Below are 21,111 nucleotides of genomic sequence, written 5' to 3' on the forward strand. Positions count from 1 at the left end.
ATCGGAGCTTGTTCGTGACCCTCTCCCTGCTGCCCGCCGTCGACGTCGCCGACGGCCAGGCCGTGCGTCTCGTGCAGGGCGCCGCCGGCTCCGAGACCAGCTACGGCGATCCGCTGGAGGCGGCGCTGGCGTGGCAGAACGACGGCGCCGACTGGGTGCACCTGGTCGATCTCGACGCGGCGTTCGGGCGGGGGTCCAACGCGGCGCTGCTGGCCGAGGTGGTCGGGCGGCTCGACGTGAAGGTGGAGCTGTCCGGCGGCATCCGGGACGACGAGTCGCTGCGGGCGGCCCTCGGCACCGGCGCCGCCCGGGTCAACATCGGCACGGCCGCGCTCGAGGACCCGGAGTGGTGCGACCGGATCTGCGGGGAGTTCGGCGACCGGGTGGCGATCGGCCTCGACGTGCGCGGGCGGACGCTGTCGGCGCGGGGGTGGACCCGGGACGGCGGCGACCTGTACGAGGTGCTCGAGCGGCTCGACAAGGCCGGCGCCGCGCGCTACGTCGTCACGGACATCACCAAGGACGGCACGCTCAAGGGTCCGAACCTCGATCTGCTGCGCGAGGTCTGCTCCCGTACGCCGGCTCCGGTCATCGCCAGCGGCGGCGTCTCCAGCCTCGACGACCTGCGCGCCCTGGCGACGCTGGAGTCCGTGGGCGTGGAGGGCGTGATCGCGGGCAAGGCGCTCTACGCCGGGGCGTTCACCGTGGCGGAGGCCCTCGAGGCGCTGCGCGAGGCCGCGGCATGACGGTCGCCGTGCGCGTGATCCCGTGCCTCGACGTCGACGCGGGACGGGTCGTCAAGGGTGTCAACTTCGTCGACCTGCGCGACGCCGGTGACCCGGTGGAGCTGGCCGCCGCCTACGACGCGGCGGGCGCGGACGAGCTCACGTTCCTCGACGTGACGGCGTCGTCGGATGCGCGGGGAACGATGCTCGACGTCGTCCGGCGTACGGCGGAATCGGTCTTCATTCCGTTGACCGTGGGGGGCGGGGTCCGCTCGGTGGACAACGTCGACACGCTGCTGCGGGCCGGCGCCGACAAGGTGGGCGTCAACACCGCGGCGATCAGCCGGCCCGAGCTGATCTCGGAGATCGCGGACCGGTTCGGCAACCAGGTGCTCGTGCTCTCGCTCGACGTGCGCCGCACCGCGGACCAGCCCAGCGGCTGGGAGGTCACCACGCACGGCGGCCGCCGCAGCACCGGCCTGGACGCGGTCGAGTGGGCGGCGCGGGTGGCCACGCTCGGCGCGGGGGAGATCCTGCTCAACTCGATGGACGCGGACGGGACCAAGGCGGGCTTCGACCTCGAGCTGATCGGCGCGGTACGCGCGGTCGTCGACATTCCGGTGATCGCGAGCGGCGGCGCCGGGGCGGTCGCGCACTTCCCGCCGGCGGTGGCGGCGGGCGCGGACGCGGTGCTCGCGGCGAGCGTCTTCCACTTCGGCGAGCTGACAATCGGCGAGGTGAAGGAAAGCCTGCGCGCCGCGGGCAACCCGATCCGCTGACAAGGGCCGCCCGCGACCCGGCGCGCCGCAGAGCACAAGGGCCGCCCGCGACCCGGCGCGCCGTAAAGGACACGGGCCGCCCTTGACCCGGCCGCGCCGCAGAGCACAAGGGCCGCCCGCGACCCGGTGCAAACAGCGGAAGGACGAGCGTCAGCCCTGGTCGACGCCGGCTGTGAAGGTCAGGAGCGCGTCGGCGAGGGCGGCCGGGGCCTCCTGTGCGACGAGATGGCCGACCCCGTCGAGGCGTACCGAGGTGACCGGACCGGCGGTGACCTGCCGGAACGTCTGCTCGGTGAAGGGCGCGCTCGCCGCGTCGACGGTGAGCACGGGCATCGTCAGCGGATGCGCCGCGGCCAGCGCCGGCGTGCTGCCCTGGTCGGCGAGGACGCTCTGGTAGAGCCCCTCCGTCCCGCGCCAGCCCCCGGGCCGCGCATAGGTGCGGGCGAACTCGTCCAGGTCGGCCTCGGTGACGGCTCCGGGGGTGGCGAGCATCATCGGGTACGCCCACCCGGCGAGCAGCTGCCGTTCCCGCCCGGGCAGGAGCAGCGAAGGGATGCCCGGCGCGCCCAGGAAGCCCACGTGCCACGAGCCGCCGTGGTTGACGTCGGCGAGCTGCTCGAGCCCGTACCCGGGCAGGGTGGCCTCGATCGCGGTGAGGCTGAGCACGTCGGCGGGGTGCGTGGCGGCGAAGCGGAAGCCGACCGTGCCGCCGATGTCCTGGCACGACAGGTGGACCGGGCCCACGCCGAGGTGCCCGACCAGGTGGTGCAGGTCGTCAGCCGAGGTCGCCACGTCGTAGTCCCCCTCCCCGGTGCCGGAGTCGCCGAACCCGCGCAGGTCGACGGCGAAGACCCGGTGCGTCGCGGCGAGCAGCGGGATGAGCTCGCGGAAGGCCCACCACGACTCGGGCCAGCCGTGGACGAGCAGGATCGGTGAGCCGCCGGTGCCGGCCGAGACGTAGTGCAGGCTCGTGCCGTTGAGCTCGGCGACATGATGGGTGAGATCGGACACGGTCACTCCCGAGATAGACAACTAGGTTGTCGAATACGGTAGACAACCTGGTTGTCGAAGTCAACGGCTCGGCTAGGCTGCCCGCATGTCCGCATCCGGCGCCGATCTGGCCATGCTCCTGCTCAATGGCTTCCGCCACCTGGCCGACCGGGCGACCGCCGAGCTCGCCGCGCGCGGCTACGAGGACGTGACCACGACGCACGAGTTCGCGCTGACGGCGATCATCGAAGGGGCGGACAACGCGTCGGAGCTGGGCCGCCGGCTGTCCGTCACCAAGCAGTCCGCGGCCAAGACGATCGCCGCGCTGGAGGAGCGGGGCTATGTCGGCCGCGAGCCCGATCCCGCCGACGGCCGCCGGATGCGCCTGCACGTCACCGAGCGCGGGCTCGCCATGCGGCGCGAGGGCCGGGCGATCTTCGACGAGATGCGCGCGGAGTGGGCACGGCAGGTGGGCGCGGGCACCCTCGCCGGCATGGAGGAGGCGCTGCGGCGGTTGCTGGACCGGAAGTGATCAGCGGCCGTCGGCCAGGCGGAGCGAATACTCCCGGACGGCGGCGTTGTAGGTCTTCTCGTCGAGCGCCCAGGCCGAGTCGCCCGGCGAGGCGCCGCGGTTGAGCTGGGTCTGCAGCGTCAGCACGGCCGACGACAGGCCGCTGAAGGGCCGCGTGCGCCACAGCTGCTCGCCGGCCGGCGCCACCTCGACCAGGTCGTCGTCGACGGTGATCAGGCCGGCGCCGGCGAGGCGGCGGACGGACTCCTCGAGCTCGGCCCGGCTGGGCACGCTGTGGTGCAGGAAGTCGGCCGCGGCCAGCAGGTCGGCCAGGCTGGCCCCGGTCACGGGCAGGGCGGCGTGCATCGCCCGATCGCGCTCGAGGCGCTCGGCGATGACCGCGGACACGAAGATCCAGGCGTCATTCCAGTGCCACTCGCCAGCCCCCATGACGCCATGATGCCGCCTGGCCGCCGAACCCGAAAGCGAATGTGTCCGGATGATCACCGGACCGTGTCCCACTGTCGGGATATGTCGCCCGCACGGGACGCTTCGGCCGGCAAGAACGGTCAGCGCTCGCTTTGTCCAACATGGATCTCCGGGGCGGGGGCCGGCCGGATCGTGAACATCGGCAGGAAGAACTGGGCCAGGGGGCCGATCGCCACCGCGTAGACGATCGTGCCCACACCGAACGTGCCGCCCAGCAGGAAGCCGATCGTCAGCACGCCCAGCTCGATCGCGGTCCGGACCACGCGGATCGACAGCCGCGGGAAGCGCTGCACGATGCCGGTCATGAGCCCGTCGCGGGGGCCGGGGCCGAGACGCGCGCCGATGTACATGCCGGTGGCGACGCCGTTGAGCAGCACACCCGCCACGAGATAACCGATCCGGGCGGCGAGGTTGGGACCGGGGGAGAGCACCGCGAGCGCGGCGTCCGCCACCGGGCCGATGACGACCAGGTTGGCGATCGTGCCGAAGCCCGGCTTCTGCCGCAGGGGGATCCAGAGCAGCAGCACCGGTACGCCGGTCAGCAGCACCACCACGCCGAAGCTCAGCCCCGTGACCTCCGACACGCCCTGGTGGAACACGTCCCACGGGTTGAGTCCCAGGGCCGACTCCACCATCAGGGCCATGCTGATGCCGTAGAGCACCAGCCCCGCGAAGAGCTGGGGCACACGTCGTTTGCCAAGATCCGTCATAAGTGCCACTCTGAGGGCCAATCCGCGGGCTCGACATAGCCAATTTCCCGGAGGTGGCCGTGACGACCACGATGCGAGGCGACCAATTGGCCCGGCTGCTCGGTCAGTGGCATGCGTTGCCGGGGCGACGGCGGAGTCCCGACTACGCCGCGCTGGCCGGGTCGATCCGCGGGTTGCTGAGCGACGGGCGGCTGCCTCTCGGGGTCCGGTTGCCCGCGGAGCGCGAACTCGCCGCCGCGCTGAGCGTGAGCCGCACGACGGTCACCGCCGCGTACCGGGGGCTGCGGGAGAGTGGCCACCTGACCAGCCGGCGTGGCGCGGGGAGCTGGACCACCCTGCCGAACGGCCACCGCGTCGCCACCTCGGGGCTGTGGACGCCGGACGACGACATCGAGATGATCGACCTCGGCGTGGCCGCGTCGGCGGCGCCGCCCGAGCTGGTCGGGGCCGCCCGGGCCGCCGCCGACGACCTGCCCCGCTTCCTCGGCAGCGCCGGCTACCGCCCGACCGGGCTGGGGGAGCTGCGCGACGCGGTCGCCGCGGGCTACACGCGGCGGGGCGTGCCGACGAGCGCCGAGCAGATTCTGATCACCAGCGGCACGCAGCAGGCGCTGGACTTGTCACTCCGGCTGCTCGTCCCGCCGGGCACGACGGTGCTCGTCGAGTCGCCCACCTATCCGAACGCGCTCGCCGCCCTGGCCGCCCGCCGCGCCCGGATCAGCACCCACGGGCTCGACGCGGAGACCGGCTGGGACGCGGAGCTGCTGCTCGGGGCCGTGCGGCAGACGCGACCACGGATGGCGTACCTGATCCCGGAATTTCAGAATCCCACCGGCCACCTGATGCCGGCCGCCCTGCGCGAGCGGCTCGTGGCCGCGGCGCACTCGGCCGGCACCGAGCTGGTCGTCGACGAGTCCTGGGTCGACCTGGCGCTCGACGGTCAGGCGATGCCCCCGCCCGTGGCCGTTTTCGATCGTCACTCGCGGGTGGTGTCGATCGGCGGCCTGAGCAAGGCGTACTGGGGTGGCCTGCGGATCGGCTGGGTGCGCGCCTCGGCGCCGCTGGTCCAGCGGCTGGCCGCCCTGCGCGTGGGCGTCGACATGGCGAGCCCGGTGCTGGAGCAGCTGGTCGCCGTCCGCCTGCTGCACGACGCCGAGCGCATCGTGGCCGCCCGCCGCGCCGAGCTGCGCGAACGCCGGGCGGTGCTGACCGCCGCCGTCCGCGAGCACCTGCCGGAGTGGCGCTTCAAGGAGCCGGGTGGGGGCACGGTCATCTGGGCCGAGCTGGACGGCCCGATCTCGAGCGCGCTGGCGCGGGCGGCCGAGGAGGTGGGCGTACGGCTGGCTCCTGGTCCTCGTTTCGGCCTGGACGGGACGCTGGAGCGCTTCCTCCGCCTGCCCTATCCGCTGCCGCCCGAGGACCTCACCGAGGCGGTGCGCCGGATCGCCTCGGTCCGCTACGACCTGGACCACGTGGCCCGCCCCGACTGGCGGACCCCGGCGGTCATTGCGTGAAGAGGTGCCTTTAGTCCGTTTTAAGGGTGGCGGCGGGGTGGTTGGAAGGGATCTTGGCGAGTGAGCCCTCGTACATCTTGTCGATCTGGTCGCTGAAGTTCGCCTCGACGCTGCGCCGCTTGATCTTCATCGACGGCGTGATCTCGCCGTGCTCGATGGTGAGGTCGCGGGGCAGGATGGCGAACTTCTTGACCGTCTCCCAGCGGTTGAGCTTGCCGTTCAGCTCCTCGACATAGCCCGCCACGAGCTTCTCCGCCTCGGGCGACGCGACGATCTCGGCGTACGTCCGGCCGGCGTGCGGGCCACCGGCCGCCCACGCCGCGATCGCGTCCTCGTCCAGGCTGACCAGCATGGTGACGAAGTTGCGGGCCTGCCCGACGACGACCACCTGCGACGTGTACGGGCACACGGCCTTGAACATGCCCTCGATCGCCGACGGCGCGATGTACTTGCCGCCCGACGTCTTGACCAGGTCTTTCTTCCGGTCTGTGATCGTGAGGTAGCCATCGTCGTCCAGCTCGCCTATGTCGCCCGTGCGCAGGAAGCCGTCCTCGGTGAACGCCTCGGCCGTCTCCTGGGGCAGGTTGTGATAGCCGCGCATGACCGGGGTGCCCTTGACCAGCACCTCGCCGTCGTGGTCGATCCGGCACTCGAGGTCGCCCAGCGCCTCGCCGACCGAGCCGATCTTGAGCCGGCCGAGCCGGTTGACGAAGATGGCGGCGCTGGTCTCGGTGAGCCCGTAGCCCTCCATGATCGGCAGGTTGGCCGCGGCGAAGAACTCGGCGATGTCCCGGCTCAGCGGCGCCGACCCGGAGACGAGCAGCCGCAGGTTGCCGCCGAGCCGCTGCTGGAGCTGGCTGAAGACCAGCCGTTCCGCGATCGCGTAACGGGCCTTGAGCGCCCCGGACACCGGCCGGCCGGCCTGCTCGCGGGCGACCTTCTCCTTGCCCGTGCGCACGGCCCACCCGAAGATCTTCGCCTTGAGCCCGCCTCCGGCCGTCGCCGTGGTGACCGTGCGGTTGTAGACCTTCTCGAAGATCCGGGGCGCCGCGCACATCAGCGTGGGGCGCACCATCGGCAGCAGCTCGACCAGCTTGTCGACCCGGCCGTCGACGTAGGTCGGCGCCCCGACGTGGATGACGCCGCAGGTCAGGCACTTGCCGAAGGCGTGCGCCAGCGGCAGCCAGAGGTATTGCATGTCGCTCGGCTCGAACAGGCCGAGCCCGCCCTGGGCGACGCCCTCCCAGCACCAGCAGGCGTGGGTGAGCTGGACACCCTTGGGCCGCCCGGTCGTCCCCGACGTGTAGATCAGCGTGGCCAGGTTGTCCGGCCCGAGCCGCCCGGCGATCTCCTCGATCAGCTCCGGCGTCTCGGCCAGCCGGGCCCGGCCGCGCTCCTCCAGCTCGGCCAGGGTCAGCTGCGGCGGCTGGGCGGCCGCGTCGGGCAGCCCGTCGAAGAGCACCACGTGGGTCACGGCGTTGTCGGTGCCGGCCAGCTTGAGCGCCTGCTTCGGGTCCTCGGCGATCACGACCTTGGACCCGGAGTCGGCCACGATGTAGGCGGCGTCCTCGGGCTCGGTGGTCGGATAGACGGTGGTGGTCGCGGCGCCCGCGAGGTTGACCCCGAGGTCGGCCAGCACCCACTCGATCCGAGTGTTGGAGACGATCGAGACGCGATCCTCGATCCCGATGCCGAGGCTGACCAGCCCGGCGGCGATCGCCTTCGTGCGTTCCCCTACCTGCGCCCACGTCAGCCAGTCGATGGCCGTGTCGTCGGCCGACGGGGACCCGAAGGCCCGGCCGTCCGGCGTGGCCGCCACCCGACGCAGCAGCATGTCGGGAATCGAGGTGTAGGGAACTTCGAGAGCCATCGGCGCCGCCTCTTTGCGTCGTTGGGGCCTGTAACAGCCGCGTTAACGAAGGGTATTGCGCGAGCGTCGCCCGCACCAGAGGGCGGCTGGTCTTCAGGACTTTCACAGATGGTGGCAGGTTCGACCGGCATCGAGGCAGCTGGATCTCGCGCCCGTAGGGTCGGCCGCATGAGACGTTCCTGGCTCGGCGCGGCTGTGTTCCTGGCCGTCGCCCTGATGCCGGCCCCGGCCCACGCGACCGGCACCGTCCGGCTCGCGGGCACGGCCGCCGCGATCCCCGGCAGCTATCTCGTCGTCCTCAAGGCCCCCGGCCCCCGCACCGGCGCGCTCGCCGCCCGCTACGACGGCAGCGTCACCCGGTCGTTCGACGCCCTGCACGGCTTCGAAGCGGCCCTGACCCCGCAGGGCGCGCGCCGGCTGGCCGCCGACCCGGCGGTCGCCTTCGTCGAACAGAACCAGGCCGTGTCCCTGGCCGCCGCCGCCCCCTCCTGGGGCCTCGACCGCATCGACCAGCGCGACCTGCCCCTGAGCAGCAGTTTCTCCGCCGCGCAGACCGGCGCCGACGTCACCGCCTACATCGTCGACACGGGCATCCGCTACTCCCACAGCGACTTCGGCGGCCGGGCCAGCCTCGGACACGACGCGATCGGCGGCTACGGCAACGACTGCAACGGCCACGGCACCCACGTCGCCGGTACGGTCGGCGGCGCCACCTACGGCGTCGCCAAGCAGGTCACCCTCGTCGGCGTCCGCGTCCTCAACTGCTCGGGCGCCGGCACCACGGCCGGGGTCATCGCGGGCGTCAACTGGGTCACCGCCCACGCCGTCCGCCCGGCCGTCGCCAACTTGAGCCTCGGCGTCCCGGCCAGCGCGGCCCTCGACGCCGCGGTCACCGCGTCCATCGACGCCGGCATCACGTACACGCTGGCCGCCGGCAACGCCGCCACCGACGCCTGCACCATCTCCCCGGCCCGCGTCCCCGCCGCCCTCACTGTGGGCGCCACCACCAGCACCGACGCCCGCGCGCCCTTCTCCAACTCGGGCCCGTGCCTCGACCTCTTCGCCCCAGGCGTCGCCATCTCCTCCGACTGGTACACCGCCGACACCGCCGTCAACCTGCTCCACGGCACATCCATGGCCGCCCCCCACGTCGCCGGCGCGGCGGCGCTGGTGCTGTCGGCCCACCCCGGCTACACGCCGGCGCAGGTACAGGAGGCTCTGCTCAGCGCCGCCACCCCGAACAAGGTGACCAACCCGGGCGCCGGCTCCCCGAACCGCCTCCTCTTCACCGGCTGACCGCCAGCCTTCTCCTGGCCGGTTCACCGGCTGACCGCCAGCCTTCTCCTGGCCGGCCGCCTGCCTCGCCGCGGCGATCGCGTGGGCGGCGGGCACCCTGGGTGCCTCCTCGGGCGGGCGAGGCAAACCAGCGGTGCCCGGGCTGCGTGAGCCCGGGCACCCTTCCTTTTCCTGTACGCAGTCAGCGCCGCCCAGCCAGATCCCACGCCGGCGGAGCTCCGGGGCGCTCAGTGGTCCTGTGGGCGTGGCAGGTGCCGCCGCGTGGATCAGTCGTCGTCGCCGTGCCGGTCGTCGTCTCCGCCGTGACGCCCGTGGTCGTCGCCCCGGTCCTCGCCCCCGTGGCGCCCGTGGTCGTCGCCGCCCTTGTCGTCGCTGCCGCGCCCGTGGCTGCCGCCGTGGTCGTCGCCGCTCCGACCGCTGCCACTCCGACCGCTGCCGCTCGTGCCGCCGTTGTCGTCGCTGCTCCGGCTGCTCGTGCCGCTGTTCCGGTTGTCGTCGCTGCTCCGGCCGCCGCTGTCGCCGTCGGTCCGGTGGCGGGTGATCGCGCCCGTCGCGCGGTCGACGTCGATGTCGTGCTCGACCCCGTTGCGAACGACGTCCACCTCCCAGACGGCCCGGCCGTGCTCGGTCTCCCGCTCGATGCTCTCGACATAGCCGCCGCCGGCCGCCCGCAACGCGATCGTCCTCGCCGCGTCCATGCTGATGACCCCGCCCCGCGCGGCCCCGCTCCGGCCCGTGTCACCCGCGCTGCCCGTCGCGCCCGCCGAAGCGGAAGCCGAGGCCGACGGAGAGGCCGAGTCGTCGGTGCCGCGCCCGGCCGAGTCGTCGACACCGCGCCCGGCGGAGTCGTCGCCGGCCGTGGCCGAGTCGTCGCTCGCGGACGGCGACGGGGAGGCCGAGTCGTCGAACCCCGAGTCGTCGGTCGCGGTGGGCGAGGCGGTGATGACGTCGCCGTTCGGCTTCATCGGCACCGAGATGTCGTCGCCACCGTCCGCGGCGAGCGCCACCCCACCCACGGCGAGCGCGGCGACGGTCCCGGCGGCCAGCGCGGCGGCGGTGCGAATCCTGATCATGAGTACCTCCGGTGTCGTGTGAACCAACACGACGAAGATCCCGCGATCCGCCCTAGCAGCACGCTGTGCGAACACTAAGCCCCGGTTAAGCCCGGCCCGCGGCGCGAACAGCCGGCCCGAACCCCACCCGAGCGCGCAGTCCACGCTGCCCCGGGCCTCCGCGCTGGTGCCCGGGTGCAGGAGGCGGTCGCCGTGATGCAGTGCCGACTCCCGCCCACGAGCAAGGGGCGGCGCCTCATTGGGCGGCGCAAGCAGGGGGTGGCACCGCGTCGGGCGGCGCAAGCATGGGGCGGTTCCGAAGTGGGCGGCGTTAGCAAGGAGCGGCACCGCATCGGGCGGCGCAAGCAAGGAGCGGCACCGCATCGGGCGGCGCAAGCATGGGGCGGAATCGGAGCGGGCGGCGCGAGCAAGGGCCGTCACCGGAGCAGGCTGCGCGAGCGAGAGGCGGCATCGGAGCAGACCGGCGTCGGAACTGGCCGACGCAAGCACGGCGCAGGTGCGGGCGGGGTGCCACAGCTGGAGCTGCCTGGCCGACATCCCCAGCGTGCCGGCGATGCGGCCGGAGCCAAGCGGACGGCGGGGCGTCACGAAGCCGGCAGTGGAACGAACGCCGGAGCGCGGCTATGCGGCCGGGAGCGGAGCGGGCGCCGGGGCGAAGGTCAGGCGGACCAGCGCGCCCCCGCCCTCGGCCGCCTCCACGGTGAGAGAGCCGCCCCCGTCCTCGGCCGCGCGGCGGGCGATGTCGACGCCCAGGCCGGTGGAGCCGCTGCCCGACGAGCCGCGGCGGGAGCTCGAGGCGGGGAAGCCCGGCCCGTGATCGCGCACGGTCAGCTCGGCCCCGCCGTCCGTGGCCGGGCGCAGGGTGACCGCCAAGGCCGTGCCGTCGGGGGTGTGGGCGAAGACGTTGCCGAGGAGGGCGTCGAGGGCGGCCGCGAGCTCGTCGGCGGGCACGGCGACCGGGAGGGGCGCCTCGGGCAGGCTGGTGGTGACGGCGCGGTCGGTGTCCTCGGCCAGGACGGTCCAGAAGGCGACCCGGTCGCGGACGACGGACGTGGCGTCGCAGCTCTGTCGCTCGCCGCCGCGGCGACGGGCCTGCTGGATGACCGTGGTGACCGCGCGCTCTATCCGGTCGGCGGCGGCGGACATGCGGTGGGCCTCGGCCGGGTCGCGCATCGACTCCACCTCGAGGCGGAGGGCGGTGAGCGGGGTGCGCAGCCGGTGGGAGAGGTCGGCGACCTGCTCGCGTTCCTCGCGGAGGAGGTCCTGGATGCGGCCGGCCAGGTGGTTGAGGGCGCCGGCGACCTCGCGGACCTCGGGCGGGCCGGCGGGCGCGGCGCGGGCGGACAGCTCGGCGCGGGCGAGGCGGTGCGACACGGCGGACAGGTCGGCGATCGGCGCGACGAGGGCGCGGGCGAGACGGTCGGCCACGAGCAGGCCGAGGATCACCAGCGCGGCGCCCAGGCCGGCGAGGACCAGCCAGGCCCGGGTCACCCCGCGGGTCAGCTCGGCGGCGGGGACGAAGGAACGGATCACGTACGTCCCGCGGGTGCTCTGGACCCCGACCACCACCTCGCGTCCGGCCGCGGTGCCGACCGTCAGCGACCGGACGTCGGCGGCGGCGAGCCGGACCGCGGGCGTGCGCTCGGCCGGGCTGCCCAGCACGGCTCCGGCCGGGGTGAAGACGCTCACCGGCACCGGCTGCCCCTCGAGCGAGCCGCTCACCTCGGCGTCGCCCGCGCTGCCGATCAGCGGCACGATCGTCTGGATGACGGCGCTCGCCTCGCTGAGCGCGCGGTCGGCCGCCACCTGCCGCACGAGCACGGCCAGCGGCACCAGGAACGCGATCAGCACCAGGCACGTGGTCGCCGCCACGAGCAGGGTCAGCCGGCGTCTCATGCGGGCTCGCTCAGCCGCACGCCGACGCCGCGGACCGTGTGGAGGTAGCGCGGCTGCTGGGCGGTCTCGCCGAGCTTGCGCCGCAGCCACGACAGGTGCACGTCCACGGTCTTGTCGGCGCCGCCGTAGGGCACCTGCCACACCTCGCTGAGCAACTCACGCTTGGTCACCACCTGACCCGCTTTGGCTGCCAGGTGATGCAGCAAATCAAACTCACGTGGCGTGAGGTCAAGCCCGGCGCCGTCCAGCGTCGCGGTCCGCGCACCCGGATCGATCCGCAGCCCGCCCACGGTCAGCGCGACGGGCTCGCCGCCGGCCGCCCCGCCCCGGCGCAGCACCGCCCGGATCCGCGCCTCCAGCTGCGCGGCCGTGAACGGTTTGACCAGATAGTCGTCGGCGCCCGCGTCCAGCACCCGGACGATCTCGCCCTCGTCGTCCCGCGCCGTGGCGACGATCACGGGAACCGCGCTCACGGCCCGCAGCATCCGCAGCATCTCCCGGCCGTCGAGGTCGGGCAGGCCCAGGTCGAGCACCACGAGGTCCGGCCGCTCGGCGAGCGCGGTCTGCAACCCGTCCATCGCGTTGTGCGAGGCCGCCACGGCATGCCCGCGCTCCCGCAGCGCGCGCAGCAGGTTGGTCCGGATCGCCGAGTCGTCCTCGATCAGAAGCAGGTGAGCCACCCGCGCACGGTATCCGGTCGGTACCTCTCCCCGAGCGGCCTTAACCCTCTCTTAGCCTTCCCCGGCCCTGCTCTTAGCCCCGCACCGGGCATAGTCGTACGCATGAACCGTCGCACCCTGCTCGGCGCCGCGAGCTGGCTCGGTGCGGCCGCCGTCGCCGTTCTGGTCGGCCTGGCCGCCATCAGCATCATCGGCGCGGGTCTCACCTCGAGCCCGGCCCCGCCGCTCAGCGCGGCCGACGTCGCCCGCCAGCTGGAGGCGCTGCCCGCACCAGAGACCTCAGCCACGGCGAGTCTCGGCCCCGCGAAGACCGCCAACCGCACCTTCTCGACGCGCGGCGGCACGGTGGTCGCCCGCTGCGACGCCGAGGGTGGCCCCGAGATCGTCTCCATGTCGCCGCGGCCGGGCTTCGAGCTGCACGACCGCGACGACGACGAGGGCGAGTTCCGGAGCACCAGCGACAACCACGACCGCGTCAAGTTCCGAGTCTCCTGCGCCGGCGACCGGCCTCAGCTGGCGACCCGGTCGGACGACGACGACTGATCAGCCCGGTAGTGGCCGAAGGTGACTTCCCGGCGGAGCGAGAAGCCCAGGTGCTCGTACAGGCGGATGGCGTTGGTGTTGGTCGCGGCCGCGTGGAGGAAGGGGGTCTCGTCGCGGGCGCGGATGCCGTGCGCGACGGCCCGGACGAGGCGGGTGGCCAGGCCCCGGCCGCGCCAGGCGGGGTGGGTGCAGACGGCGCTGATCTCGGTCCAGCCGGCCGGGTGCAGGCGCTCGCCGGCCAGGGCGATGAGCGTGCCCTGGCTGCGGATGCCCAGGTAACGGCCGAGCTCCACCGTGCGGCGGCGGAAGGGCCCCGGCCGGGTGAGCGCGATCAGGTCCAGCATGTCCGGGACGTCCGCCGGGCCCAGCCGGAGAAGGGACGGGTCGGCAGCGCCCCGCGAGGTCAACCCGACGAGCTGAACGCCGGTCCCGGTGCTGACGACGGTCCAGCCCGGGAAGGCGACGAGGGGCCCGCCGGCCACGTCGGCCGAGCCGCCCGGGCCGACCAGGCGGGCCAGGTCCGCCCACGCCTGCGGGTCGGCCACGTCGGCCAGGGCGTGAAAGGGCGCCACGTCCGGGTCGTAGCGCGCGGCCAGCCCGTACGTCCGGGCGAAGCGGGCGTGCGGGCCGTGCAGCGCGACCCACGCCGGGTTGTCGAGGACCTCGGTGCCGACGGTCGTCATCTCACTTGCCCTCGAGCGGGAGGCCGGGCGGGTTGATCTCGGGCGCCTGGACGGCCTCGCCGGCCAGGTTCCAGCGGCCGAGGATCTTCGCGTAGTCGCCCGAGCGGATCAGCTCCTTCAGCGCCGCGTCGAGCGCCCGGACGAAGCCGTTGTCCTTCTTGGTGGTCAGCGCGATCTTGCCCTGGAGCCCGGCGCCGGCCCCGGAGTAGGTCCCGGCGATCTCGGTCTCGCCGGCGATCGCGACGTGATAGGCGACACCCGGGTTGGGGCCCAGGTAGGCGTCGATCTGACCGGAGCCGAGGGCGAGCCAGGTGGCCTGGTTGGTCTGGTAGTACTTGATGTCCACCGGCGGCCGGCCCTCCTTGACCGCCTGCTCGCTCCACTCGACCAGGATCTTCTCCTGGTTGGTGCCGGAGCTGACGGCGACCTTCTTCCCCGCCACGTCGGCCGGGCCGGTCACCTTGAGGCCGGAGCCCTTCTTGACCTCGAAGGCCAGGTTGTCGAGGCGGTAGGTCGCGAAGTCGTACTTCTGCTTGCGCTCCTCGGTGACGGTGATGTTGGACCCGCCGACCTCGAAGGTGCCGCTGTCCAGGCCGATGAAGAGGTTCTCCCACGAGGTGTTCCGCAGGTCCGGCCGGAGCCCGAGGATCCCGGCGATCGCGACGGTGATGTCGGGCTCGCTGCCGATCAGCGTCTTGTTGTCGGTGGCGGTGAAGGCGAGCGGCGGGGAGCCGGAGCCGGCCGCGCCCACGCCGATGGTCAGTTTGCCGTCGGCGGCGATCGCCGGGGGCACGAGCGCGGCGATGGCGTCCACCTTGGCGGGCACGATCCGCTGCTGGTCGGGACCGGTGTTGATCTGGTTGGCGACGGCGACGGCGGGCTCCTCGTCCGGTGCGGCGCACCCGGCGGCGAGGAGAACGAGGGCGGCAGCGGCGACGGCGATACGCAAGGAGACTCCTCAAAGGACCTTGGACAGGAACGCACGGGTACGGTCGTGGCGCGGCGCGTCGAGCACCTGCGCGGGCGGGCCCGTCTCCACCACCCGGCCGCCGTCGAGGAAGACGACCGTGTCGGCCACCTCGCGGGCGAAGCCGATCTCGTGGGTGACGACGATCATCGTGGTGCCGGCGCGGGCCAGGTCGCGCAGGACGTCGAGCACCTCGCCCACCAGCTCGGGGTCGAGGGCGGACGTCGGCTCGTCGAAGAGCACCAGCTTCGGGCGCAGCGCGAGGGCCCGGGCGATGGCGACGCGCTGCTGCTGCCCGCCCGAGAGCTGCCGGGGGTACGCGTCCGCCTTGTCCGCGAGCCCCACGCGAGCCAGCAGGTCACGGGACTCGCGCAGGGCCTCCGCACGGGGCCGGCGCAACGTGGCGACGGGCGCCTCGGCGACGTTCTCCAGGGCGGTCAGATGCGGGAACAGGTGGAAGTTCTGGAAGACGAACCCGATGCGGGCGCGCTGGCGGAGGATCAGGCGCTCGCTCAACTCGTACAGGCGATTGCCGCTCTGCCGATAGCCGATGAGCTCGCCGTCCACGCGGACCGTGCCCCGCGACAGCTTCTCGAGGTGGTTCACGCAGCGCAGCAGCGTCGACTTGCCCGACCCCGACGGTCCGATGACGACCGTCACACTGCCGGCGGGGACGGTGAGGTCGACGCCGTTGAGCACTTCGTGGGGGCCGAACGACTTGTGCACGTCCCGCAGCTCGATCATCGGACCGCTCCCCGGGCGAAGCGCCGCTCCACGTAGTGCTGCAGGACGGAGAGCACGGCGGTGAGGATCACGTACCAGACGGTGGCCACCATGAGCAGCGGCACCACGCGGCCGTTGCGGCCGTAGACCACCTGCACCTGGTAGAACAGCTCGCCGATGGCCAGCACGTACACGACCGAGGTGCTCTTCAGGAGGTTGATCAGCTCGTTCGCGGCGGGCGGGAGGATCGCCCGCAGCGCCTGGGGCCAGACGATCCGGCGGAACTGCCGGAGACGCGGGATGCCGAGCGAGGCCGCCGCCTGCAGCTGGCCGGGATCGACGGAGATGATGCCCCCGCGGACGATCTCGGCGGCGTACGCGGCCTCGTGCAGCGCGAGCCCGAGCAGCGCGGCGCCCATCGAGCTGACCAGGCCGGACGTCTCGAAGCTGACGAAGCCGGGACCGAACGGGACGCCGAGCTGCAGCTTGTCGTACAGGTAACCGAGGTTCGCCCAGAAGAGCAACTGCACGATCAAGGGCACGGACCGGAAGATCCAGATGTACGTCCAGCTGACCGCCCGCAGCACCGGATTGCGCGACAGCCGCATCGGCGCGAGCACAATGCCCCCGAGAAAGCCGAGCACCGCCCCGGCCGCCGTCAGCTCGAGCGTGACGAGCAGCGCGTGCATGATCGACCGCTCGAAGAAGTAGCCCGCGAAGGCGGACCAGTCCCACCCCGGGTTGGTCACCAGCCCGTGCCCGAACTGGGCCACGAGCACCAGCACGAGGGCCGCGAGGATCCAGCGCCCCGGGCGGCGGGCCGGAACGACGACGAGGCCGGGTCCCGGGCCGTCCGTCCGGGGAGGAGGATCGGCGCTGGGGGAGCGCGCCGGCGTCTGGAGGCTCATGCCGATGACGCTAGGCCGGAGGCGGCTTTCCCCTCAATGCCTATCTGCGATGTATGTAATACGGGATTGTTGCGGGGGTCACCGTGGATCTGGTGGTGGAGCTGAGCGGGCGCGGTGACCGGACGGTCCGGATCTATCGGGCGTTGCGGCAGGCCATCGTGGACGGCCGGCTCCCCGTGGGGCACCGGCTGCCCGCCACCCGGGTGCTCGCCGCGGATCTCGGGGTGGCCCGCAACAGTGTGACGGCCGCGTACGAACGGCTGGTCGCCGAGGGCTATCTCACCGCGCGGACGGGCGCCGGGACGTTCGTGGCGGACGTGCGGTCCGAGCCCGCCACCCGCCGGGCGCCCGCCGATCCGTTGCGTCCGCGGGCAGGGTGGACCTACTCGGCGACGCCGGCGAGTGCGACCGAGCCGGTGCCGCGCTACGACTTCCGGACCGGCATGCCGGACGCGTCGCTCTTCCCCTTCGAGACGTGGCGCCGGCTGGTGGCGGCCGAGCTGCGGGTCGGCGCCAACCACCCCGGACGGTACGGCGACCCCGCCGGGCACCCCGCGTTGCGCGCGGCGATCTCCCGGTACGTCGGCTACTCGCGGTCACTGCGCGTACGGCCGGAGGAGGTCGTCGTCACCAACGGTGCCCAGCACGCGCTCGACCTGATCGGCCGCGTGCTGGTGTCGCCCGGGGACGTGGTGGCGGTGGAGGACCCCGGCTATCCGCCCGCGCGGCAGGTGCTCGCGTCGCTCGGGGCGCGGGTGGTGGGCGTACCCGTGGATGCGGACGGCCTGGTCGTGGACGCCCTGCCGGACCGGGCGCGGGTGGTCTGCACGACGCCGTCGCACCAGTTCCCGCTCGGGGGTGCGATGAGCCTGACCCGGCGGCACGCGCTGCTGGCGTGGGCGGTGCAACGGCCGGCGGCGATCGTGGAGGACGACTACGACAGCGAGTTCCGGCACTCGGCCCGGCCGCTCGAGCCCCTGCACAGCCTCGACACGGCGGGCCGCGTGATCTATGTGGGCACGTTCTCGAAGAGCATGCTGCCGAGCCTGCGGACCGGGTTCGTGCTGGCGCCGGCCCCGCTGCGGGCGGCGCTGATCGCGGCGCGCCAGCTCGGCGACTCGTACGGGCAGGTGGCTGTGCAGGCGGCGCTCGCCCGCTTCATCGACGAGGGGCTGCTCGCCCGGCACGTGCGGCGCGCCGGGCGGGCGTACCGGGACAGGCAAGCCCGGGTGGTCGCCGCGCTGAGCGGCCTCCCGCAGCTCTCGCTGGTCCCGGCGGCGGCGGGGTTGCACGTCGCGGCGCTGACCTCAGGGCCGGCGGGACCGGTGGTGGCGGCGGCCCGGAACCGCGGGGTCGCCGTGGAGGATCTGGGTCACTACGGGAGCGACTCGACCGGGTTCGTGCTCGGGTTCGGGGCCGTCGATCCGGCGCTGCTGGACGAGGGGCTCTCGATCTTCACGAGCCTGGTGTAGAGCACCGCGCTGCCCGCCACGACCAGGCTGAAGAGCGCCGGCCAGCCGGTCAGCACCAGCAGCCCGAGCACGGAGGTCAGCGCCAGCCCGGCGCCCCGGCGCGACCACCCGCGCGGCAGCAGGCGCAGGGCCGCGGCGGTGCCCAGGATGTAGACGAGCGTGAAACACCCGGTCACCAGCAACATCTGCGTCCGCAACGCGATGGGCGCCGCCACCGCCGCCAGGCTGACCACCGAGATGAAGATCAGATTCCCGCGTACGGTGCCGAACGGCCGGCGTGGCAGGCTGTGCTGCTCGGCCAGCGCGGCGCCGAGGCGGGAGGCCCCGGCGAAGTACGCGTTCATCGCGCCGATCGTGAGCACCAGGGCGATCACCGCCGTCACCGCTCGCACCGGGCCGCCGACGCCCTGCTCCAGCAGATCGGCCAGGGGTGCGGGGCTGTCGCCGGCGGCCGGCCCGAGCACGGTGATGCTCGCCCCGGCGACCGCGAGGTAGAGCACGCCGACGATCCCCACGGCCGCGGCCGTTGCCCGGGGCACGTCGCGGCGCGGGTGCCGGTACTCGCCCGACAGCGGCGACACTGCCTCCCAGCCCGCGAAGCCCCACACGAGTACGGCGGCCGCCGCGCCGATGCCCGCCCAGCCGTGCGGCGCGAACGGGGTGAGATGCGTCCACCGGGCGTGCGGCAGCGCAGCGAGCACCGTCACGACGAGCAGCACCACCAGCGTCGCCGTCAGGATCAGTTGCGCGCGGCCGGAGACCCGGAGCCCGAACCAGTTCATCGTGACCACGATCGCCAGGCACCCGGCGAACGTCGCCGCCACGGTCGTGCGTCCGCCGCCGAGGACGTCGGCCACGTACCCTCCGGCGAAGGCCGCCGCGGCCGGCGCGCCGAGCGGCACCGCGAAGAAGAAGGACCACCCCACCGCGGCGGCGGCCCGGGGCCCGAAAGCCCTCCGCACGTACGCGGACACGCCGCCACTGTCCGGCCAGCGCGCCCCCAGCGCGGCGAACGTCCAGGCCAGCGGGGCCGACAACACGATCAGCGCCAGCCACGCCACCAGCGACGCCGGCCCGGCCAGATCCGCCGCGAGCGCGGGCATGGAGATCACCCCGGTGCCCAGCACCGCTCCGACACTGAGCGCAGTCCCCTGCGCGCGGCTCAACATGCGTACGACGCTAGGGGCCGAGTGGCTCTACGTCCGGGCCGATTCCCCGCTGTCTGAAGGAGCCAATTCCCGCAGCCCGCGCTCCCACCGCGCCCGCCGCTCGTCGTCGCTCTGCTCCCACCAGGGCGTGCCCCGCTCCCCGAGCGCGACCTTGGCGATCTGCACCCGGGCCCGGGCCGGCTTCGGATTGCGCCCCGCCCGCAGCGCGGCACCGACGTCCCGGCGGGCGGCCATGAGTGCCTTCCGCAGCCGCGCGCCGGCCTCCTCGGGAATCGCGGGATCGGTGGCCCGCCACCGCCGCCCGTCGACGACGATGTACCGTCCGTCGTCCGTGGTCTCCACCATGATCAGTCGGTACCCCGCCCCGGCCCGCCCAATCCGGGCGAGCACGGCCTTGTGTTCCTGCCAGATGTCGTCGGCGACCGCGGCGACCACGGAGTTGGCGACCCCGAACGCCTGGCCTGTCTCGCTCCGCCGGGAGCAGGCGGCGTCGTCGCCGCGCAGGCCGATCAAGGCGACCCTGCCGATGCCGGCGGCGACGGCCAGCAAGGTGGAGGCGAGTGGCCTCTTTCTCCCGGCGCATCGGGCAGTGTCGCGCCCGCCGTTCGGCCTTTTGGCGGCGCGGGGCGAGTCGTCCGGTGGGGGCCGTCGTTGCCTGTGACGACGTGTCACCCCAGGAAGGGATCTCCATGCTGCACCGACTCGCCGGTGCCGTTCTTGTCGCCGCGCTTGCCGCCACCGGTCTGGCGGCCGCCGGGCCCGCCGAGGCGGCCGCGAAGACCTACAAGAACTGCACCGCGCTGAACAAGGTCTACAAGCACGGCGTCGCCCGCAAGGGAGCCAGCGACAAGGTGCGCGGCTCGACGCGGCCGGTCACGACCTTCACGGTCAGCACCGCCGTCTACAACGCGAACAAGAAGAGCGACCGCGACAAGGACGGCGTTGCCTGCGAGAAGCGCTGACCTTCAGGGGACGGGGTAGCCGTTCTCGAGGTAGGCCGGGCTGCCGTCGGCGCGGGCCCGGATCGCGGCGGTGATGCGGCGGGACAGTAAGTCCGAGAGGCGGTCGGTCGCTTCGTGCTCCGTGCACCAGGCCCAGCTGCGCAGTTCCTCCGCCGGCAACTGGATGCGGTCGGTCTGTTCCGGGGTGAGCAAGCCGCCGTCGAAGAGCAGCATCAGGCCCTCGGTGCGGTCCGGGCGCGGGGGCACCCAGTCGGTGACGAGGAGGCGGCCGGGCCGCAACGGCAGGCCGAGCTCCTCGTCGACTTCGCGCACCGCCGCGGCGTACGGGGACTCGTCGGCCTCCACGGCCCCGCCCGGAATCTCCCAATAGTCCGTGTAGGTGGGCTCGACCAGGAGCACCCGGCCGCGATGGTCGGAGAGCAAGACGCCGGCGCCCATCCGTTTGCGCGGCAGCGACGCGGTGTAGTCGGTCACCGGGGCGTCAGCGGCCGAGTTTCGCGGTGCGGAGGGACTCGTCGCCGGTGACCTCGACGTGGGCGACGCGCTGGCGGCCGGAGAGGAAGAGGGCCAGCTCGCCCGGGGGACCGGTCAGGGTGGCGCGGGGCTCGCCGTCGCGGAGCTGGAGGACGCCGTAACCCGGGGCCTCGAGGCGGACCGGCTGATAACTGCGGAGGGCGAGGCGGGCGAAGAGCTTGACGGTCTTCCAGAGGGTCAGCTCGTCGGCGGGGTCGAGGGGGCGGGGCTCCCAGCCGGTCTGGGCGCGGCGGATGTCCTCGTGGTGGATGAACATCTCGTTGGTGTTGGCCGCCTGGTCGGTGAGGGGGTTGCTGAGCGGGCTCCACCACGGCGGGGTGCGGACGGCGTCGATGAGCTCGGGGTAGGGGCGCTCCGCCGTGGCGCGCAGGATGCGCTCGCCGCGGGCGGCCAGGGGCGGGACGAAGCCGGCGAGGGCCGCATCGGCCCGGCGGTCGCGGACGACGATGTGCGCCGCGAGGTCCTTGGCCTGCCAGCCCTCGCAGACGGTCGGGGCGTCGGGGCCGGCTTGGAGCAGAGAATCGGCGAGAAGCCGGCGTTCCGTGCGCGCGAAGGTCATCCGCAAAGCGTAGAGCAAGCAACAACTCTGTAATACGAGACACAATCGCCGGGGCATG

Annotated in this window: 23 protein-coding genes; 8 read left to right on the top strand and 15 right to left on the bottom strand. The window is 73.3% G+C overall.

Features of this window, described 5'->3' with window-relative positions; genetic code table 11:
* The first annotated feature begins 14 nt into the window (after positions 1-14).
* Positions 15-746: a bifunctional 1-(5-phosphoribosyl)-5-((5-phosphoribosylamino)methylideneamino)imidazole-4-carboxamide isomerase/phosphoribosylanthranilate isomerase PriA gene (priA, locus tag RAN62_RS20770; protein ID WP_305786354.1), complete on the top strand. Its 732-nt coding sequence runs from the start codon at positions 15-17 to the stop codon at positions 744-746.
* Positions 743-1,504: an imidazole glycerol phosphate synthase subunit HisF gene (gene hisF, locus RAN62_RS20775; RefSeq protein ID WP_305786355.1), complete on the top strand. Its 762-nt coding sequence runs from the start codon at positions 743-745 to the stop codon at positions 1,502-1,504. Before priA ends, hisF begins: the two co-directional genes overlap by 4 nt.
* A gap of 150 nt (positions 1,505-1,654) precedes the next feature.
* On the opposite strand, the gene RAN62_RS20780 is transcribed toward hisF, so the two are convergent.
* A complete protein-coding gene (locus RAN62_RS20780; RefSeq protein WP_305786356.1) occupies positions 1,655-2,515 on the bottom strand; it encodes an alpha/beta fold hydrolase in 861 nt (286 codons plus the stop codon).
* An 85-nt stretch (positions 2,516-2,600) separates the two neighbouring features.
* Between RAN62_RS20780 and RAN62_RS20785 the strand changes: the two genes are divergently transcribed.
* Positions 2,601-3,026: a MarR family winged helix-turn-helix transcriptional regulator gene (locus tag RAN62_RS20785; protein WP_305786357.1), complete on the top strand. Its 426-nt coding sequence runs from the start codon at positions 2,601-2,603 to the stop codon at positions 3,024-3,026.
* Here the strand turns inward: RAN62_RS20785 and RAN62_RS20790 are convergent, their stop codons facing one another.
* Both RAN62_RS20790 and yczE read right to left on the bottom strand, forming a co-directional pair.
* Complete coding sequence (locus tag RAN62_RS20790) at positions 3,027-3,455, bottom strand: hypothetical protein (protein WP_305786358.1); 429 nt, start codon at positions 3,453-3,455, stop codon at positions 3,027-3,029.
* A gap of 119 nt (positions 3,456-3,574) precedes the next feature.
* Positions 3,575-4,204, bottom strand: coding sequence for a membrane protein YczE (yczE, locus tag RAN62_RS20795; protein WP_305786359.1), 630 nt, complete (start codon positions 4,202-4,204; stop codon positions 3,575-3,577).
* Between the two features lie 59 nt (positions 4,205-4,263).
* Between yczE and yczR the strand changes: the two genes are divergently transcribed.
* Positions 4,264-5,718, top strand: coding sequence for a MocR-like transcription factor YczR (gene yczR / locus RAN62_RS20800; RefSeq protein WP_305786551.1), 1,455 nt, complete (start codon positions 4,264-4,266; stop codon positions 5,716-5,718).
* A gap of 10 nt (positions 5,719-5,728) precedes the next feature.
* On the opposite strand, the gene RAN62_RS20805 is transcribed toward yczR, so the two are convergent.
* Positions 5,729-7,588 (bottom strand): AMP-dependent synthetase/ligase, encoded by a 1,860-nt coding sequence (locus RAN62_RS20805; RefSeq protein ID WP_305786360.1) that lies wholly within the window; start codon positions 7,586-7,588, stop codon positions 5,729-5,731.
* A 168-nt stretch (positions 7,589-7,756) separates the two neighbouring features.
* On the opposite strand from RAN62_RS20805, the gene RAN62_RS20810 reads away from it, so the two are divergent.
* Positions 7,757-8,884, top strand: a complete 1,128-nt coding sequence (locus tag RAN62_RS20810; protein WP_305786361.1) for a S8 family peptidase — start codon at positions 7,757-7,759, stop codon at positions 8,882-8,884.
* Between the two features lie 266 nt (positions 8,885-9,150).
* On the opposite strand, the gene RAN62_RS20815 is transcribed toward RAN62_RS20810, so the two are convergent.
* From RAN62_RS20815 to RAN62_RS20825, 3 genes are all read right to left on the bottom strand, one after another.
* Positions 9,151-9,957, bottom strand: coding sequence for a PepSY domain-containing protein (locus RAN62_RS20815; RefSeq protein WP_305786362.1), 807 nt, complete (start codon positions 9,955-9,957; stop codon positions 9,151-9,153).
* Between the two features lie 621 nt (positions 9,958-10,578).
* Positions 10,579-11,853 (bottom strand): sensor histidine kinase, encoded by a 1,275-nt coding sequence (locus RAN62_RS20820; protein ID WP_305786363.1) that lies wholly within the window; start codon positions 11,851-11,853, stop codon positions 10,579-10,581.
* Positions 11,850-12,533, bottom strand: coding sequence for a response regulator transcription factor (locus tag RAN62_RS20825; protein ID WP_305786364.1), 684 nt, complete (start codon positions 12,531-12,533; stop codon positions 11,850-11,852). The genes RAN62_RS20820 and RAN62_RS20825 overlap by 4 nt, the downstream gene beginning before the upstream one ends.
* 102 nt (positions 12,534-12,635) lie before the next feature.
* Between RAN62_RS20825 and RAN62_RS20830 the strand changes: the two genes are divergently transcribed.
* Positions 12,636-13,076 carry a hypothetical protein gene (locus tag RAN62_RS20830; RefSeq protein ID WP_305786365.1) on the top strand — a complete coding sequence of 147 codons (441 nt, stop codon included), beginning with the start codon at positions 12,636-12,638 and terminating at the stop codon, positions 13,074-13,076.
* Here RAN62_RS20830 and RAN62_RS20835 read toward each other — a convergent pair.
* Genes RAN62_RS20835 through RAN62_RS20850 form a run of 4 tightly spaced genes read right to left on the bottom strand, consistent with a single transcriptional unit; the run spans position 13,043 to position 16,357 of the window.
* Positions 13,043-13,759 carry a GNAT family N-acetyltransferase gene (locus RAN62_RS20835; RefSeq protein WP_305786366.1) on the bottom strand — a complete coding sequence of 239 codons (717 nt, stop codon included), beginning with the start codon at positions 13,757-13,759 and terminating at the stop codon, positions 13,043-13,045. The genes RAN62_RS20830 and RAN62_RS20835 overlap by 34 nt on opposite strands.
* Position 13,760: 1 nt before the next feature.
* Positions 13,761-14,708 carry an ABC transporter substrate-binding protein gene (locus tag RAN62_RS20840; RefSeq protein ID WP_305786367.1) on the bottom strand — a complete coding sequence of 316 codons (948 nt, stop codon included), beginning with the start codon at positions 14,706-14,708 and terminating at the stop codon, positions 13,761-13,763.
* 9 nt (positions 14,709-14,717) lie between these two features.
* Entirely contained in the window at positions 14,718-15,470 is a 753-nt protein-coding gene (locus tag RAN62_RS20845; RefSeq protein ID WP_305786368.1) for an amino acid ABC transporter ATP-binding protein, read from the bottom strand.
* Positions 15,467-16,357, bottom strand: a complete 891-nt coding sequence (locus RAN62_RS20850; protein WP_305786369.1) for an amino acid ABC transporter permease — start codon at positions 16,355-16,357, stop codon at positions 15,467-15,469. Before RAN62_RS20850 ends, RAN62_RS20845 begins: the two co-directional genes overlap by 4 nt.
* Before the next feature lie 83 nt (positions 16,358-16,440).
* On the opposite strand from RAN62_RS20850, the gene pdxR reads away from it, so the two are divergent.
* Complete coding sequence (pdxR, locus tag RAN62_RS20855; protein WP_305786370.1) at positions 16,441-17,829, top strand: MocR-like pyridoxine biosynthesis transcription factor PdxR; 1,389 nt, start codon at positions 16,441-16,443, stop codon at positions 17,827-17,829.
* Here pdxR and RAN62_RS20860 read toward each other — a convergent pair.
* Both RAN62_RS20860 and RAN62_RS20865 read right to left on the bottom strand, forming a co-directional pair.
* On the bottom strand, positions 17,733-18,998 hold the full coding sequence (locus tag RAN62_RS20860) for an APC family permease (RefSeq protein ID WP_305786371.1): 1,266 nt from the start codon (positions 18,996-18,998) through the stop codon (positions 17,733-17,735). The two genes, pdxR and RAN62_RS20860, sit on opposite strands and share 97 nt — an antisense overlap.
* A gap of 27 nt (positions 18,999-19,025) precedes the next feature.
* A complete protein-coding gene (locus tag RAN62_RS20865) occupies positions 19,026-19,547 on the bottom strand; it encodes a hypothetical protein (protein WP_305786372.1) in 522 nt (173 codons plus the stop codon).
* Between the two features lie 140 nt (positions 19,548-19,687).
* On the opposite strand from RAN62_RS20865, the gene RAN62_RS20870 reads away from it, so the two are divergent.
* Positions 19,688-19,960, top strand: coding sequence for an excalibur calcium-binding domain-containing protein (locus RAN62_RS20870; RefSeq protein WP_305786373.1), 273 nt, complete (start codon positions 19,688-19,690; stop codon positions 19,958-19,960).
* A 3-nt stretch (positions 19,961-19,963) separates the two neighbouring features.
* Here the strand turns inward: RAN62_RS20870 and RAN62_RS20875 are convergent, their stop codons facing one another.
* Both RAN62_RS20875 and RAN62_RS20880 read right to left on the bottom strand, forming a co-directional pair.
* The gene (locus tag RAN62_RS20875; protein ID WP_305786374.1) at positions 19,964-20,434 is read right to left on the bottom strand and encodes an NUDIX domain-containing protein; all 471 of its coding nucleotides are present in this window, start codon (positions 20,432-20,434) and stop codon (positions 19,964-19,966) included.
* A 7-nt stretch (positions 20,435-20,441) separates the two neighbouring features.
* A complete protein-coding gene (locus RAN62_RS20880; protein ID WP_305786375.1) occupies positions 20,442-21,053 on the bottom strand; it encodes a TIGR03085 family metal-binding protein in 612 nt (203 codons plus the stop codon).
* Positions 21,054-21,111 lie beyond the last annotated feature (58 nt).

The organism is Symbioplanes lichenis (genome assembly GCF_030709675.1).
GTDB classification, from domain to species: domain Bacteria; phylum Actinomycetota; class Actinomycetes; order Mycobacteriales; family Micromonosporaceae; genus Actinoplanes; species Actinoplanes lichenis.